Genomic DNA, 14,796 nt, shown 5'->3' on the forward strand with positions numbered 1-14,796 from the left:
GAAAAGTGCGACAGAGCCAGATGAACGGTGGATCTGATCTTGGTCGACACGCCGAGCGGTGCTCGGCGGGAAGGACCGATCATGACCGAAACACTGGATCCTATGACGGACGAGGATGCGCAAAGGCTGGCAGCGGTGTCCTCGGCCGGACCTCGTAGCGCTGTTGTCGGCGCGCTCAGACGAGTTCGAGGTCTTTGATGTCGGCGAGTGGGGTGGGCAGATCGGCGACCGGTCGTGCTGACCTCGCGTTCTTCTCGGCATGACCGGATCGGAAACACCGGTGATCGGTCAATTCGCTTCTCCGGTACCGCTGGTCGCCTCTCGTTCTGTACCGGTGTGCGCGTCAGCGCCAGACCCACCGTTCGGGCGGGAACTCAACGTGCCGAACGCCAGCGCAGCGGCCAGGACCAGAACACCCGCGGCCACCAGTGCCACACCTACACCGGCGCCACCGCTGTCCTATCCCGCCATCACCGTCGCCACGCCTTGGCAGGAGGAGGTCGCGGCTCGGTTGAGCGGCCGGAATCCGCTGCCCGAGGCCGTCAGTCTCCGACCAAGGAGTGGTGCCGATCACCCCGCAGCGAAGGGAAGGCCCTTCGGGCGATCCGGAGCCATCGTGACGCTGCGCATTGATTCACATATGGTCCCGGCGATCCTACCGCCGCGTGATACCGGCCTGCGGAATCCGGCCCGGCCCGCGACGGCACGGTCCGGTCAGCGGTTCCACTTTCCCCGGCGCGCGGGCACCGAACGCCTGCTCCACACTGAGCTGGCGATAGCGATCACCACCACCGCGCCGACGACGTCGAGCAGCCACCGGAACCACGGCAGGCCACCGTTCGCGTTCTCGTAGCCGAGTGATCCCGCGACGGCATTGCCGATGAACGCGCCGACGATACCGCCGAGAATCGTTGCCCACCACGGAATCGCCTGCCGACCCGGAAGTATCGCTTTGGCGAGCAGACCCAAGACTATTCCGGCGACGATCCATCCGAGAATGCCGCCGATACCGCCCCAAAAACTCATGACCATTTCCTTTCGATGTCTTGATTCTCTGGAAAAGACAGGTTGTCCGTTCTGAACCTCACGCCAATACGGCGTGTCACGCATCACATTCACGGGTGGAGGCAGCGCGCCAGTTCTGGTGTTTCCCGTGATGGTGTCCGTGCCGCGGCCGATCGGATGGTCGCGGCGAATCCGCCGGGTGTTCGGCCTGCACGCCGGCCCGAGGTGATGACGCGGTTCGTGTCAGTGGCATGCCACGGTAACCCGGCCGCGCGGATGGCGGCGGCGAGTCGGTGATCCTCATGCTCGGGCAACGGCGGGAAGCCACCGACAGCGAGGTAGGCATCGGCCCGCACGCCCAGATTCGCGCCGTGCACATGCGGATGGCTCTCGGTGTACTGGTAGCCGGGCAGTGTTGCGTCGGGAAGTTGGACGGTGCCGAGCAACAGGGCACAGCCACGATTGGCGTGAACCAGCTGAGTTTCGAGCCAATGCGGTGGGACGAGGGTGTCGGCATCGGTGCACGCGATCCAGGTGGCTGGCCCTGGGCGAGGGGAATCGGCGAGCGCGGCGCGGATTCCGCGGTCCCGCGTCGCACCGACCACGGCCGCGTCCGCCTGCACGAGTGTCACACTCGGCCAGGCGTGTGCGATGTCCGGCGTGCGATCGTGGCAGCTGTCGGCCGCCACGAAAGCCCGTGCCTCGACCGTCGGAAACGCAGCCGCCAGAACGTCCAGAGCGTCATCGAGTGCCGAAAGGCAGGCGGGCAGCCGGGATTCCTCGTTGCGCGCGGGAATGACGATGCGGACCGATTCGATCCCGCCTGCCGGGGCGATCCCGGTCACCGGCTGTGCCCGGGCCGGTAAGCATGGACGAGCACATCGACACGGAAATGTCGTTCGACGTGGCTGGCGATGGTCCGCAGTCCCCTGGTGGCGCGGAGCAGGCGGTGAACCATATCGCCGTCGAGCGGCCAGCCTTCGATGGAATGTCGCCAATGACAGGCGAGCAGGCTACCGTCGGCGCACAGGGCCGCTCGTGCCTTGTCGATCAGTTCCCGCAGCTCGGTCCGAGTCTGGTAGTAGCCGAGTTCGGACAGTACGATGAGGTCGAACGTACCGTCCGGCCATTCCCCGGGCAGGGTGGCCATGTGGTACTCGATGTTGTGCGCGGCGTGGCGATTCCGCGCCCTGGCGAGTGCCTCGCGGCTTGTGTCGATGGCGAGCACGTGATCGGTCCTGGTGGCGATCCGTGCGGCGAGCGCACCGGTCGAGCAGCCGAGTTCGATCGCCGAGCGGTAGCGCTGCCTGGGCAGTATCGCCATCGTCAGGTCGCGTTTGCGTTGTTCGTACCAACTGTGTTCGACCGCCCACGGATCCTCGGATCTGCTGAAGGCGGCATCAAAGGGACGGGCGAGTCGTCCGGCGGTCGCGAAGAAGACCTCGAAGGGCCGTTCGAAGTGTTCGAGCACAGCGGCGGGCAGGACCGGTTCGTCACCGGGTCGCGCTGTCGATGCCTCGAGCTGGCTCCGGTATTCGGCGAGCGCGTCCTGTTTCGCTTCTCGCTCGCCGTCCTCGAGGTCGAACCGGCAGAGCCGGGCCCAGGGAACGTCGCCGGGTTTTCCCCAGTGCCACAACCAGATCGGGTATTCGAGCAACCGCGTGCCGTGCCGGAAACAGAGAGATTCGCAGACAACCGCGGCCGCCTCGTGATCGGGGTGTCTGTCGTCCCGCCACGGGGCGAGCAGCAGGCAACGAGACGTCAGGCACTCCTCGACGGCTTCGGTGAGCTCGTCGCGACGAGCGGACAGCTGCCCGTCGCCGAGCCCGAGTTGCCGTACCTCGGCGTGCGGACAGAGCAGACCGAGCGCCGCGGCGTTTTCCGCGCGACGAATCCTCGCCATCGTGGCCGGTGTCCGGGTCCTGGACGCGGGATGGGAATGCTCGCCATCGGTGGCGACGACGATGGTGACCGGTATCCCCGTTCGGCGGGCATGGGCGAGCAGCCCGCCGGCGCCGAGTGTCTCGTCGTCGGGATGCGCGGCGACGACGATGATCCGGTCGATGTCGTGACCGTCATGCTGGTGCAGCCTGAACAATGGAAGGGTCGGCCAATGCGGATCACCGCGCCAGTTCGCTTCCGGCGTCCCGCTCGCCCGGTGATCGAAGCCGTGCTCAGCCGTCATCGCCGTCCCTGTTCTCGGCCCGCAAGATGGCCTGCCCCGACCGGCGGTGGTCACGGGCGGCGTGGTGCTGGCGCAGGTACACCTCGAGATCCGCGACCCGGGCGGCATGCCGTTGGTCATGGCACAGCGGTGCCGGGCCGAGTGCGTGCCCGAGGAGCCGGATGGTCTGTTCGCCTGCCGCGGCCACCGTCGCGCGCACCCGATTCGCGAGCAGGATTCCCGTGTCACCCTCCGCATATCCGGAGTCGACGAGTTCGGCGGACTCGGCAAGACAGGCCCGCGCAGCGTGCAGCATGCCGTCGACCTTTCCGAGATACATCGGCCCGATCTCGTCGAGCTCATCGGCCCGCTCTCGGCTCGCCAAAGCCGAACGCAGGCTCCGCATCAGTGCGACGGCCCCGCCGTACCAACAGGCCGCCACGCCCAGCCCACCCCGGGCGAACCCCGGTCGCCGCAGATACCAGCCGTCCGGACCGACCGGGATGGCGAAGGAACCGCCGAATTCCACGGTCGGACTCTGCACGGCGGTGAGTCCCCGCGCGACCCAAGGTGTGTCGAGTACCCGCACACCAGCGGCGTGCAACCCGACCGCGAAGGCCCGCCGGGCTCCCCCTGGGGTGTGCGCGGTGACCACCGCGTGGCTCAGCCACGGCGCCAGCGAACACCACGGTTTCCTCCCCCGCAACACCCAGCGGCCCCGTTCCGGGACCGCCTCGAGCCGCGTGTCCCCGCTGTGCGCCGCCCATACACCCCAGCGGACCTCCGTTCCGGTGGCGCCGATCCGATCCAGTGGCACCGGTTCCGGTGCCTCCCCGAGAATCGCGAGCGCGTCCAGGTGCGGCTCGATGACTCTCGCTACCGTGAGGTCCACGGCGGCGAGGGTCGCCAAGACCTCCCAACGGCGCATCGTCGCCCCTGTCGCCGGGGTCAGCGCGGCGACCCGCCCGGCCACTGCCAGCGCGGCCTCGACCTCGCCGGCGGCCGAGACCAGGTCCGCCAACAGTTCCGGCGGCCAGTCCACCGACCGGCATCCGTCACCGCGTATCGACAGGGACCCGGCACCGATCGAATCCGGGGCCCGCTCGGAAAAGGTGCTCAACTCTTCTTCCTTATCCCGGACCGGGCCGCATTCCCCTGTTCCTCGGCCTTCGGGTCCGCCATGGCCTTCTTGGCCTGTACTCCGGACCGGATACGGTCACCGACCTCGGTATCGATGGCGCGCCAGTAACCGAAGGCTCGTTCCAGAACGGGTGCCGTCACACCGTTGAGCAGATGCCCGACGACGTTGTCCACGAGGCGTTCACGGGCAGGCTCGTCCATCACCTCGCGAATCAGGGCACGTGCCTGGCCCCAGTCGTCGTCCTCCGGGTGAGAAACATGAGCGGTGCGGGTGATCTCGCCGTCGGCGTACCAACTCGGCGGTGTTCCGCACGAGGCCACGTCCGCCACCGGTCCTCCCTTGGAGTTGGGTGCGTAGACGGGGTCGCAGACCGGGACGAACCGCATGGCGCCGTCCTTGGTGTAGGAATTCGGGTGCGCCATCCGCGGGGTGTTGACCGGAAGCTGCTGGTAATTCGCTCCGATTCGAGCACGCTGGGCGTCGGCATAGGAGAACAACCGGGCGAGCAGCATCCGGTCGGGACTCGGCCCGATCCCGGGGACCAGATTATTGGGTTGGAAGGCGGCCTGTTCGATCTCGGTGTGATTGTCGGTGGGGTTCCGGTCCAAGGTCATCCGCCCGACCTCGATCAGCGGATAGTCGCCGTGCGGCCACACCTTGGTCAGATCGAACGGATTGAAGCGATAGCCCGCGGCATCGGCATACGGCATGATCTGTACATACATCGTCCAGCTCGGATGGTCGCCATCGCGGATGTGCTCCCACAGATCCCGAGTGTGGTAATCGGTGTCCATGGAGCACATCTGATCGCCCTCGTGCTGGGTGAAGAACTCGATCCCCTGATCGGTCTTGAACGTGTACTTCACCCAGAACCGCTCGCCGGACTCGTTGATCCACATATAGGTGTGCGAGCCGTATCCGTTCATGTGGCGCCAGGTACGTGGAATACCGCGGTCCCCCATGAGCCAGGTAACCTGATGCGCCGATTCCGGGGACAGTGTCCAAAAATCCCACTGCATATCATGGTCGCGAAGATTGTTGCACGCCAAGCGCTTCTGCGAACGAATGAAGTGCTGGAACTTCATCGGGTCCTTGACGAAGAAGACCGGGGTGTTGTTGCCGACCAGATCGTAGTTCCCCTCGGGCGTGTAGAACTTCAGCGCGAATCCTCGTGGGTCCCGCCAGGTATCCGGGCTCCCGCGTTCTCCGGCCACGGTGGAAAAGCGCGCGACGAGTCCGGTCGTGGTTCCCGGTTGGAACACCTCCGCCTTGGTGTACGCACTGACGTCGTTGGTCACCTCGAAACGACCGAAGGCGCCGCTCCCCTTCGCATGCGGTTGCCGCTCGGGGATTCGCTCCCGGTTGAACTGAGCCATCTGCTCGATCAGATACGCGTCCTGCAACAGGATCGGGCCCGCTGATCCCACCGTCAACGAGTGTTCATCGCTCTCGACCGGGATACCCGCATCGGTTGTCGTGTACTTTCCGTTCGTCTGGGTCATCGAGCATTCCTCCGTATTCACCATCGCCATCGGGATTCATCAGCACCGCCAGCCGCGCCCTGGCACGTGCGACGATCAGCCGGACCGCACTCGGGCTCTCGCCCGTCGCCTCGCCGATCTCTTCGTCACCGCGCCCGTACACCTCGCTCAGCAGCCAACAGGCACGCTGCCTCGGCGGAAGATCACCCAACCCCTGCCGCAACACCGCGGGTCGTCCACCGGATCGCGCGGAAACCGGTTCCCTGACTTCCCCTTTCCCTGGATCGCGGTGACGAAGCAGAGCCAGGCAGCGCACCGTCGCGGATCGGCAGAGCAGACCGGCGAAGGTCTCGTCCACGCGTATCCGGGTGATCTGCCGCCACGCGGAAACGAAGACATCCTGCGCGACCTTCTCGGCTTCGCCACGATCTCCCAGCAGGTACAGCGCGAGGCGGAAAACGGCTTCCTGGTGACGGCGAACCAGCACCTCGTAGACCCGCGGATCCGCCCGTGCCAGGTGAACGAGCGCCGTATCGTCGAGGTCCTCCACCTCCCGGCATTCCTCGCCCACCACCAGCCGGAAAACGCGTGCGGCGCCAAGGAAATCCGCAGAACGGGCGCCGGTATCCGAACAGGGTTTCGCGAACGATTCCCTCGATCCCGCAGTCACCGATGCACGGGGAGCGGCTGGCGCCCCAATACCTGACACAGGAGCTCGGTCAGTGGCCCCGCCTCGCGACGACGCGTGGTGATCAGCCCTCCATCGACGACCCGATGCTCGTCCGTCCAGTGCGCCCCACGTTCCCGCACCCGCTCACGCAGCCAGCGATCGGCGGTGACCCGTTTCCCCGCCACAGCTATCGCCGTCAGCATCCGGCCGGCCTGTGGCAGGAACGCGACCGCGCACTGCCTGGTGAGCAGATCGTCCACCAAGGCGATCAGCTCTCCATCATGGTCGAGCCGGTACCATTCGCCGGCCCCGTCCGGCACGAGCGCGGCATCGAAGTCGGTGGCATCTGCCTGGTAGGCAACGACATCCACGGTATGGAGTTCGCTGCTCTTGCGGCGGCCGACCGCCCGGATGTCACCGTCGTGCGGTGCGATCAGCTCGACTTCCGCCCCGCGGTCGGCCAAGATTCGCCTGGCGGAGGAAATCTGCTCCATGTCCACGTCATCGGTAGCGATGAGAGCCACTCGATACCCACGCAGCATCCGACATTCTCCCTCTCGTAGACCTGATCTGTGTTCGACACGAGAGATACCGAGGGAAAAAGACGGAGAATCACGCAACACACTCGCCGCAGCATCTCCCTGCCGAGCGAGGCTACGTGGCTGAACCTCGGTCGAGAGCATATCCGAGCCCGGAAGGTCTGTCCAGAATGTGGCATCCTGATCTCGGAAAGGAGTGACGATGCAGGACGAACGGTCCCCGCGGTCGCCGAAGCTCGAGTCGGTACCCGATCTGGTAGCCAGCCTCGGACAACTTCGCGGCCTGTTACTGGACACCGATGCGATCGACGAGATCGTGTGGGAAACCGCCATGCTGGCGGTGCACGCCGACGACAAGGTCGACGCCTGCGGAGTCACCCTGCTGCGGGATGGAGAGCCGGTCTCCCTCTTGCGCCTTTCCTCCCGGCATACGGTCCTCGAGGACAGTCAGTACGCCAAGGGCACCGGACCGGTCATGGATGTGATCCGGACCGGGAAACCCGTCGTCGTGTCCTCGATGCGCAGCGAACAGCGATGGGGCGACTATTCGACGGACGCGAGCGGTGACGGGATCGCCTCCATCGCGGCACTGCCCATGATCGCCGGCGACGAGGTACTCGGTGTCGTGACCCTCTACTCGGAAGCGGAGGGAACCTTCGACAACGGGCACGTGCTCGGCACACTCGTCGCGGATCTCGCCGCCGCGGGGATGTGGTGCCTGCTCAAACACGCCGACAAGGAGAAGCTCACCGGTGAGCTACAGCAGGCGCTGTCCTCCCGCGAGGTCATCGACCAAGCGAAAGGGATCCTGATGGCCCGGGAAGGACTGTCCGCGGACGAAGCCTTCGCCCTCCTGCGCAAGACAAGCCAGCACAGCAACACCAAGCTCCGAACCGTCGCCGAACGGCTGGTGGCCCAACCCCAGAAGGCCTGACCGTCACCGACCGGCAAGTGGTGTCGATCCTTTCCCCGATCCGGACTTTTTCCGCTGATCGGCATTGAAGCGCGCCTTCTTCTGCCGGTTCCCGCAGGTGTTCGTATCGCACCATCTACGGGTGCGACTCTGGCTGGTGTCGAAGAACGCGGCCCGACAGGTCGAGGAGGCGCACGGGGCCGGATTCCTGTCGCCCTCGCCCGCGATGATGCTGACCGCGTCGGCGGCGATGACGCTACCGAGGGCGTCCTCAATCCGAGGACCCGATTCAGGCCAGATGCACACGAAACCGCAACGCCGTGAGCTGCGATTCGCCGTCGTGAAGGGGTTCACGCGACACCCTCGCGACCGCAGGCCCCATGATGCCTCGTGACCAACAAAACACAGACTGCCGGATCCGGTGTGGTGGACGAAAGCCGTCGTTCGATGCCCGACCCGCGACCCCGTGGAGTACTCGACGGGCCGGAGGTGCCCCGTGAAGTCGCTACCCCGTACCGGCCACTCAGTGTCGCTGTTGATCCAATGCGCCTGCACCGCGCTGGTCGCGCTCGGCGCCAGCTACCTCATTCCGGCGCGGCCGCGAATTCGCGCTGCGGTCCGGCATCGACGTACTGGTGATTGCCGCTACCGTCGAACTCTGGAAACCGCGTTGCGCGCACGATGGTCGACGGTGAGCCGCCTGGCTCGCCCTTGCCCTCGGGGAACCGGGCCGTCGATGACCGCGAACATCGCTACCAGCCCACCTCCGGCACTACTGCTCGCGGTCGAACTCCTCAACCGTGCAGCCAAACGCCACCGCACCGAGCCGGGCTTGGCGGAGGTGTTCGATCGAGGCGAGGTCGTCACGCGGCGAACGCGGGGGCTGGTTCTTCGAGCGGTGCCTGGGCTCGGTCCGACGACGGTCCCGGCATCGATCGCGGTGTGCGGGTGGGCAGCACTGCCGGGTCGGCAGGTCGGGGGCAGGCACGGCGCCGCAGACTGCTGGACACGTTCGCCGGGTGAGCGATGCGAATTCTTGCGGTGCCGGCCTTGGCCTGGTGGCGATGCGAGTATCGCGGGATCTCCGGGCTGGCGATATCGGCGCGTCAGGCCGTGCCTTGCGTAACGGGCGGGCATAATCTCGATGGTGATCACGGAGATCTCCTCATCGTCAAGGAAGAGGTCCCGGATCCGGCCGCACAGCACCGAAACTGGGCGGAGGAAGATAACCAGATGAACCAGCAGGCAAGGGAGTCTGAGCACCAGATGCCGCACCGCACCGTTCGACTCGCCGCAGCTGCCGTCGCCACAATCGGCTTGCTCGCCGTCACCTCAGCCTGCGGCGGCGGGGCTGGGGGAACTGCTCAGCCGCCGGCCAGCGCAGGCCCGAGCGCTCCCGCCGACAGCGGCGGCTCGGGCCCCAAGGTCCCCTCCCCGCTGCCCACCAAGGACTTGATCGCCAACCCGTGCAGCGTGCTCAACGCCTCGCAGGCACGACAGGTCGGCCTCAAGTATCCCGGCGAGAAAAGCACCGGCACGCTGAACGGTTGCCGCTGGACTTCCTCCGGAAGCAACCTGAACTTCGTCAACGACACGCCGATCGAGCAGAACAAGCACGGGATCAGCGACATCTACGACCAGAAGGCCAAGCAGGCCTACTTCGAACCCACCACGGTCAACGGCTACCCGGCAGTCTTCGCTGCTACCGAGGACAGCCGCTCGAACGGCATCTGCACCCTCTGGGTCGGCGTCACCGACCAGCTCGCAGTCTCGGTCCTCCCGAACATCAGCATGGGTTCGAACAAAAAGGACCCCTGCAGCATCGCGAAGAAGTTCGCCACCGCAATGATCGGACACCTCCAAGCGGCATCGTGATCGTCACTCGACCTCTGCGCAGGCCTGTCTGCGACGTGACTTGGTGAACGAGACGAGTCCGCCGATACCGACGCCGACTCCCGCGACGATGAGCACCACCCCGGCGATCCGGAACACCTTGGGTGCGCTGAGGTACTCCCCGATTTCGCGCATGCTCTCGACGGATATCGGGCAGTTCTTCTCCTTGTCGAAATAGCCGGAGGTGACGTTTCCCGTGGCACAGACCGATTCTGGTTCGCCGGGTTGCAGTGGGAAGGCCACGACACCCAGGACGATCAGCAGCGCGGCGATCACCAGCAATTTCACGTACGTCTGTTTCACGGTCCGTCCCCTCGTCTCCACATTCGCTATACAGAGCGTAATTCAGATGAGTGACGGTGCGTGTCGGTCGAACACCCCGCACAGTGGGTGGTGAATGGTTCGCCACCGGATCGGTGAGCTCACAGTTCGTCGAGCGCGACGATCCCGTCCTGTACCGCGCGCACCACGAGCGCGGCCTTGGTGGGTGCTGGTCTGCCGACGTTGGCGTATTTCAGCCGAACCCGGTCCAGGTAGGTGTTGACGGTGCGCACCGTGATTCCGATCCGTTGCGCGACAAGCTGTTTCGATTCGTTCTGGAACCACTCGATCAGCACTTCCTGCTCCCGCGCGGACAGCTGTGGGCGAGTCGGCCCGGTGTCCGCGGCCAGCGCCCCGGCCAGTGCGGGCGGGACGTAGGGCCGGTCGTCGGCGGCGGCGAGTGTGGCCTCGATGAGGTGCTGTTGTCCCTCGGCCTTGGTGAGGAAGGTGAACGCGCCCAGTTCAAGACAGGTCAGGGCGACCTGCTCGTCCTCGCGCATGGTGTAGACCACGACGCGCTTCCCGGCCTCGACCAGGCGGCGCAGATCGGCGAAGCACTCCGGATGATCGGGCGAGAGCAGCAGATCGAGCACCACCACATCCGCGGTGTCCCCCGGCGGCATCCAGGCGGCACGGGCACTGTTCCCGCTGGCGAGTACCTGGATCGGCGGATCGTGGCGGGAGTACCAGGCTTCGATCCCGGCGACGACCGCGGGATGGTCGTCGATCACCGTGACGGTGATGTGCTCGGCTGCCATATCGTCTCCGTCCACAGGGCCTCCCCCTCCGCAACGACGCTGACCCGCACCTCCGCGCTGCACCAGTCTTCCTTGGCAGGCCAGTCCCCGCCACTGGGGTCGACGTGTTCGCTGTAGGCGCTGACCCGGACCTGGCCGGCGAAGCGCAGCACGGTGATCCTGGCGTGCGCCCGAGCCGAGACCGCCTCGGCGAGCACGGGGTCGAGCAGACCGCGCCGTACCTCGCCGGGTAACTCCTGGGGTCGGCCGCGCACCGCGAGATCCACCGTGACGCCCCGTCGTTCGGCCACGTCGAGTCCGGCGCGCAGTTCGTGGATGAGCGGGTCGGCCGCGGTGTCTCGTTCGGCGAACAGCACCCGCATCCGCGCAGCCTCGATGGCGCACCGATCCCGGACCTGGTCGTCGTTCGGGTCAAGCGAACCGTCGGCCAGCCCGGAAAGCAGCGGCACGGCCTCGGCACGCAGCCGGGCGTACCGGCGCTCGTAATCGGCCTGCGCCTGCTCCCCGATGGCCTCGGCGGTGCGCTGGTGTTCCTCGGTGCGCGCCAGCGATTCCGCCTGGATCCCGATACGCCGGATGAGCCGGGTCGCCAGGGCGAGGGCGAACTGGAACCCCGGTCCACCGATGGCGAGGATACCGAGGTGGGCGAGTTGTTCGGTGGACCAGCCATCCACCGCTGCCTGGACGAGAAACCAGGCGGCATAGAGCACATCGGCAGTGCCGAGCACGATCAGCGGCAGATCGAACAGCAGCACGAACAAATACCAGCCGCCCACGATGAAGTACCAGTGCCCCAACTGTTCGATGGCACCGGCGGGTAGGGCGGTACTGATCCATGCCGTGGCCGCCACGACGAACGTCAGCCCGCAGGCCCGCAGCCAGACGGTGAACATGATCCCCGCGAGCACCACCGCCGCCGTCCCCGCCGCGGTGACCACGAGCAGCCCGAAGGCGATCAGTTCCCCCGCTGAACCGCCGAGCCGGGGAAGACCGAGCGCGCACTGTTCGCCGAATGCCACGATGAGCAGCCCGATCCGCACGGCTTCCCGGAGTCGCCGCTGTGTCATCGCCGCATAGCCGCCGGTGCTCATTCCCGCGCTCCCGATCCGGTGCACTCCCGCGGACAGGTCCACCGCACCACGGTTCCCCTTCCCGGAGCCGATTCCACGCTCGCCGTGCCTCCGGCTGCGGCCATCCGCCCCACGATCGATCCCGCGATCCCCCGCCGATGCGGGGACACCGCCGCCGGATCGAAGCCGCGACCCGCATCGCTGAGCTCCACCACCACCTCCGGATCGCCATCGGTGAGCCGCAGCCGGGCGGTGCCGATCCCCGCGTGCAGCCGGATGTTCTGGATCGCCTCGCGCATCCCGTGCACGATCGCGGCGGCCAGCGGGGCGGGCAGCAGAACCGGACCGGGGAGTTCGGCGTGCACCACCGGATCGGATTCCCGGACCACCGCGGCCAGCAGCACGCAAAGATCTTTGACCTCCGCTTCCTCGCGTGGATCGGCGAGCAACGCGGCCAGATCGCGGCGAGCCCGTTCCCGCACCCAGCTCGCATCGCTGGCCGCGGCTCCGCGCGAGACCATCAGCAGGGTGGTGCACGCCGTATCGTGCAGCGTCGCCAGGTATTCGCGTTCGGTGTTCCGGCGGGCCGCGGAAACCTCTGCCGCACGCCGCCGGCGCGCCGTACGCTCACCGGCCGCATCCACCGCTCGCGTGCTCGCGCGCAGCACCAGGAACACCGACCAGGCCAGAACCGTTTCCACGGCCACCGGCACCAGCACCCACACCAACCGCGGCGAGGGATCGGCGAGCACACTGCCCACCACCGTGCTGCCCACCCCGAGCACGGCGATCGCCCAGGCCACGCCCATCCTGCGCGGCCACTCGAAAAACGCCGCGGCCGCGGTGATCGACGCGACCCGGATCGCCCAGCTGCCCGCGCTCGGCGGACCGTCCCACACCTGTCCGAGACCGAGCGCCGCGGCGAGCACGAGCTCCACCGGCAGGCACCACGCTCCCGCATAGCCGCGCAGCCGCAGCGCGCACCACAGCACGATCAGCGCGCCGAGCACCGCGATGAGCAGGCCGCCGCGGCCGCCGTTCGCCAGGGCCCCGAGCACCGTCCACGCGAGTACCAGCGCCAGCCTGGCCCACCAGCCGAACAACGGGGTCGTGGCGCCGAACCGCGTCTCGCTGGGGCCTGGGCCCGCCCGCGTGCCCCGCTCGGTCAGCCATCGCGTGATTCGGGGCATTCGCGGAGACTAACCGGTTCAGCCCTGGTAATGCGGGACTTCCTGAAGTTCGACCACGTTCCGGTAGGTCTCCTTCAGGGTGCCCGCGGCATCGCGGAGCTGTTCGAGCAAGGGACTCAACTCCTGGTACGCGGTGACGAGCTTGTCGAGCAGATCGAGGACCGGGGTGAGGAACCGCGCGACGGTGTCGGCGATATCCGCGACGGCCACGGGGATCAAGGCGATCGTCTCGGCCTCGAGGGCCCACTCGGGGACGCGGACCGTGAGCGTGGACATCAGCCGGGCGATGTGGGCGATGACGAATCCCCGCACCGCGTCCACGGCCTTGGCGAACAGGGTCATCGCGGCGTAGACCCCGCTCGAGTATCCCGCGACGGCCGAGTGGACCTGGCCGAGCCGCCGGGCACTCGCCTGGTAGTTGTCCTTCGCCTTCCCGCTCCAGTCCCGCAGATCAGCCTCGACCTGCCTCCCGTAGCCGAGTGCGTATTCGATGATCTCCTGTGCGATGTTCTGCCAGGTATCCGCTTTGGCCTGGATTTCCTCGGGGCGGGTCACCAGCTCATCGAGCGCTTTCTGCAGCGGTTCCAGGTGATACAGCAGCCAGCCGAACACGTACTCCACGGCTGAGCCGACCGGATCGAGCGCGATCGCCAGTGCGTCCAGCTGAGTCTTGAGGTAGTCCTTCCCGATGGCACCGACATCGACCACGGTGTCGAGCGAGAACCGTGCCCAGTGGCCGTCCTCGATCCGCTCGACGATCGCGAGGATGTCCTCGGCGATCGGGAGTCCCTTGGTGGCGTTCTCGACCGAGTCCAGACCGGTGAACACCCCGCCCCGGCGACCCCGCGGCGCAGCGTGCTCGGTAAGGCCGCCATCACCTGCCGTGCTTCGGTGTCGCTCGTAGGCGCGGTCGATGGACGCCCGGTTGCGTTCTTCGGTGTGCTCGTAGATCGCGGCGGTCTCCCGGAGCGCGCGGGCGACGTGGTTCGAGCCGATCCCGGCTGTCTCCAGGACTTCGGCACCGCCCTGGATACACCTGTTGAACACCGGGACGATCGGGCGCGCGAAGATGCCGTACGCCTCGGCGGACTGTTCGGTCGTCGCCGCCGCGTTGTGCGCTTCGTTCAAGGCATCGGTGACCTCGTCCACGTGGGCGGCGTGCGCGCGGATCTCCGCGACGGTGACCTTCACACACATCGCCTACCACCTCGCCGGGTCGTAGAACACTTCGTCCTCGTCCTCCGGTGGCCTGTTTTTCCCGGACTTCGGTGATCGCGCCGCGGCCTCCGGATCCGGGGAACCGAAGCGTTTCCGGTAACCGTCGAGCATGAGCTCGCGCATCGCCGCCTGGTCCGGCGCGAGTTCGTCCACCACCTCGCCGACCCGCTGCGGGATCCGCGCCGCCGCCCGGCGCGCGGCACCCAGGATCGCGGCGCCCAGAGCTTCCGGGCCCATCCGGGTGGCGCGCTCGGTGAGGGCGATCCCGGCCAGCGAGCCGTTCACGTCCACCGTGACCGAACCAGCGGAACCGGGAAGCTCTGCCGTTCCGGTGAGGCCCCGAACCGATTCGTGGACCCGCTCGCACGCCCGCGCCTGTTCCTGTGCCTGGCGCAACCGGTCACGCAGTTCCATGAGCACATCGCTCATCTCG

At 67.1% G+C, this 14,796-nt stretch carries 15 protein-coding genes and 1 pseudogene; 2 read left to right on the forward strand and 14 right to left on the reverse strand.

The features are described 5' to 3' along the window. Nucleotides 1-714: 714 nt before the first annotated feature. The 7 genes from AD72_RS30030 to AD72_RS37300 form a co-directional block, all read right to left on the reverse strand. Entirely contained in the window at nucleotides 715-1,110 is a 396-nt protein-coding gene (locus tag AD72_RS30030) for a GlsB/YeaQ/YmgE family stress response membrane protein (protein WP_231645051.1), read from the reverse strand. Between the two features lie 5 nt (nucleotides 1,111-1,115). Further along, the gene (locus AD72_RS30035; protein ID WP_051899160.1) at nucleotides 1,116-1,850 is read right to left on the reverse strand and encodes a glycosyltransferase family 2 protein; all 735 of its coding nucleotides are present in this window, start codon (nucleotides 1,848-1,850) and stop codon (nucleotides 1,116-1,118) included. Then, on the reverse strand, nucleotides 1,847-3,190 hold the full coding sequence (locus AD72_RS30040) for a PIG-L family deacetylase (RefSeq protein WP_037347841.1): 1,344 nt from the start codon (nucleotides 3,188-3,190) through the stop codon (nucleotides 1,847-1,849). The genes AD72_RS30035 and AD72_RS30040 overlap by 4 nt, the downstream gene beginning before the upstream one ends. After that, on the reverse strand, nucleotides 3,180-4,289 hold the full coding sequence (locus tag AD72_RS37295) for an acyl-CoA dehydrogenase family protein (protein WP_051899161.1): 1,110 nt from the start codon (nucleotides 4,287-4,289) through the stop codon (nucleotides 3,180-3,182). Before AD72_RS37295 ends, AD72_RS30040 begins: the two co-directional genes overlap by 11 nt. Further along, a complete protein-coding gene (locus tag AD72_RS30050; protein WP_031470005.1) occupies nucleotides 4,286-5,812 on the reverse strand; it encodes a catalase in 1,527 nt (508 codons plus the stop codon). The genes AD72_RS37295 and AD72_RS30050 overlap by 4 nt, the downstream gene beginning before the upstream one ends. Next, on the reverse strand, nucleotides 5,751-6,341 hold the full coding sequence (locus tag AD72_RS30055) for an RNA polymerase sigma factor (RefSeq protein WP_231645038.1): 591 nt from the start codon (nucleotides 6,339-6,341) through the stop codon (nucleotides 5,751-5,753). Before AD72_RS30055 ends, AD72_RS30050 begins: the two co-directional genes overlap by 62 nt. Nucleotides 6,342-6,457: 116 nt before the next feature. Further along, nucleotides 6,458-7,003 (reverse strand): DJ-1/PfpI family protein, encoded by a 546-nt coding sequence (locus AD72_RS37300; protein WP_197285118.1) that lies wholly within the window; start codon nucleotides 7,001-7,003, stop codon nucleotides 6,458-6,460. 199 nt (nucleotides 7,004-7,202) lie between these two features. Here AD72_RS37300 and AD72_RS30065 point away from each other — a divergent pair, with 199 nt between their 5' ends. Beyond that, nucleotides 7,203-7,934 (forward strand): GAF and ANTAR domain-containing protein, encoded by a 732-nt coding sequence (locus AD72_RS30065; protein WP_051899163.1) that lies wholly within the window; start codon nucleotides 7,203-7,205, stop codon nucleotides 7,932-7,934. A gap of 3 nt (nucleotides 7,935-7,937) precedes the next feature. Here the strand turns inward: AD72_RS30065 and AD72_RS36025 are convergent. Further along, nucleotides 7,938-8,201 (reverse strand): annotated as a pseudogene (locus AD72_RS36025) (CGNR zinc finger domain-containing protein); the annotation flags it as partial. Nucleotides 8,202-8,939: 738 nt separating this feature from the next. Between AD72_RS36025 and AD72_RS30070 the strand changes: the two are divergent. Then, nucleotides 8,940-9,788 (forward strand): DUF3558 domain-containing protein, encoded by an 849-nt coding sequence (locus AD72_RS30070; protein ID WP_082469233.1) that lies wholly within the window; start codon nucleotides 8,940-8,942, stop codon nucleotides 9,786-9,788. 3 nt (nucleotides 9,789-9,791) lie between these two features. On the opposite strand, the gene AD72_RS30075 is transcribed toward AD72_RS30070, so the two are convergent. The 6 genes from AD72_RS30075 to AD72_RS30100 all read right to left on the reverse strand — a co-directional run bounded on the left by AD72_RS30075 (nucleotide 9,792) and on the right by AD72_RS30100 (nucleotide 14,792). Then, on the reverse strand, nucleotides 9,792-10,109 hold the full coding sequence (locus tag AD72_RS30075) for a hypothetical protein (protein WP_031470010.1): 318 nt from the start codon (nucleotides 10,107-10,109) through the stop codon (nucleotides 9,792-9,794). A 119-nt stretch (nucleotides 10,110-10,228) separates the two neighbouring features. After that, nucleotides 10,229-10,885 (reverse strand): response regulator, encoded by a 657-nt coding sequence (locus AD72_RS30080; RefSeq protein WP_031470011.1) that lies wholly within the window; start codon nucleotides 10,883-10,885, stop codon nucleotides 10,229-10,231. After that, nucleotides 10,855-12,018, reverse strand: coding sequence for a hypothetical protein (locus AD72_RS30085; protein WP_051899165.1), 1,164 nt, complete (start codon nucleotides 12,016-12,018; stop codon nucleotides 10,855-10,857). The genes AD72_RS30080 and AD72_RS30085 overlap by 31 nt, the downstream gene beginning before the upstream one ends. Further along, on the reverse strand, nucleotides 11,973-13,145 hold the full coding sequence (locus AD72_RS30090; RefSeq protein ID WP_156365427.1) for a sensor histidine kinase: 1,173 nt from the start codon (nucleotides 13,143-13,145) through the stop codon (nucleotides 11,973-11,975). The genes AD72_RS30085 and AD72_RS30090 overlap by 46 nt, the downstream gene beginning before the upstream one ends. Nucleotides 13,146-13,163: 18 nt before the next feature. Next, complete coding sequence (locus AD72_RS30095; protein WP_031470014.1) at nucleotides 13,164-14,342, reverse strand: type VII secretion target; 1,179 nt, start codon at nucleotides 14,340-14,342, stop codon at nucleotides 13,164-13,166. A 3-nt stretch (nucleotides 14,343-14,345) separates the two neighbouring features. Continuing rightward, a complete protein-coding gene (locus AD72_RS30100) occupies nucleotides 14,346-14,792 on the reverse strand; it encodes a YbaB/EbfC family nucleoid-associated protein (protein ID WP_031470015.1) in 447 nt (148 codons plus the stop codon). Nucleotides 14,793-14,796 lie beyond the last annotated feature (4 nt).

The organism is Sciscionella sediminilitoris (genome assembly GCF_000737195.2).
Taxonomy (GTDB): Bacteria; Actinomycetota; Actinomycetes; order Mycobacteriales; family Pseudonocardiaceae; genus Sciscionella; species Sciscionella sediminilitoris.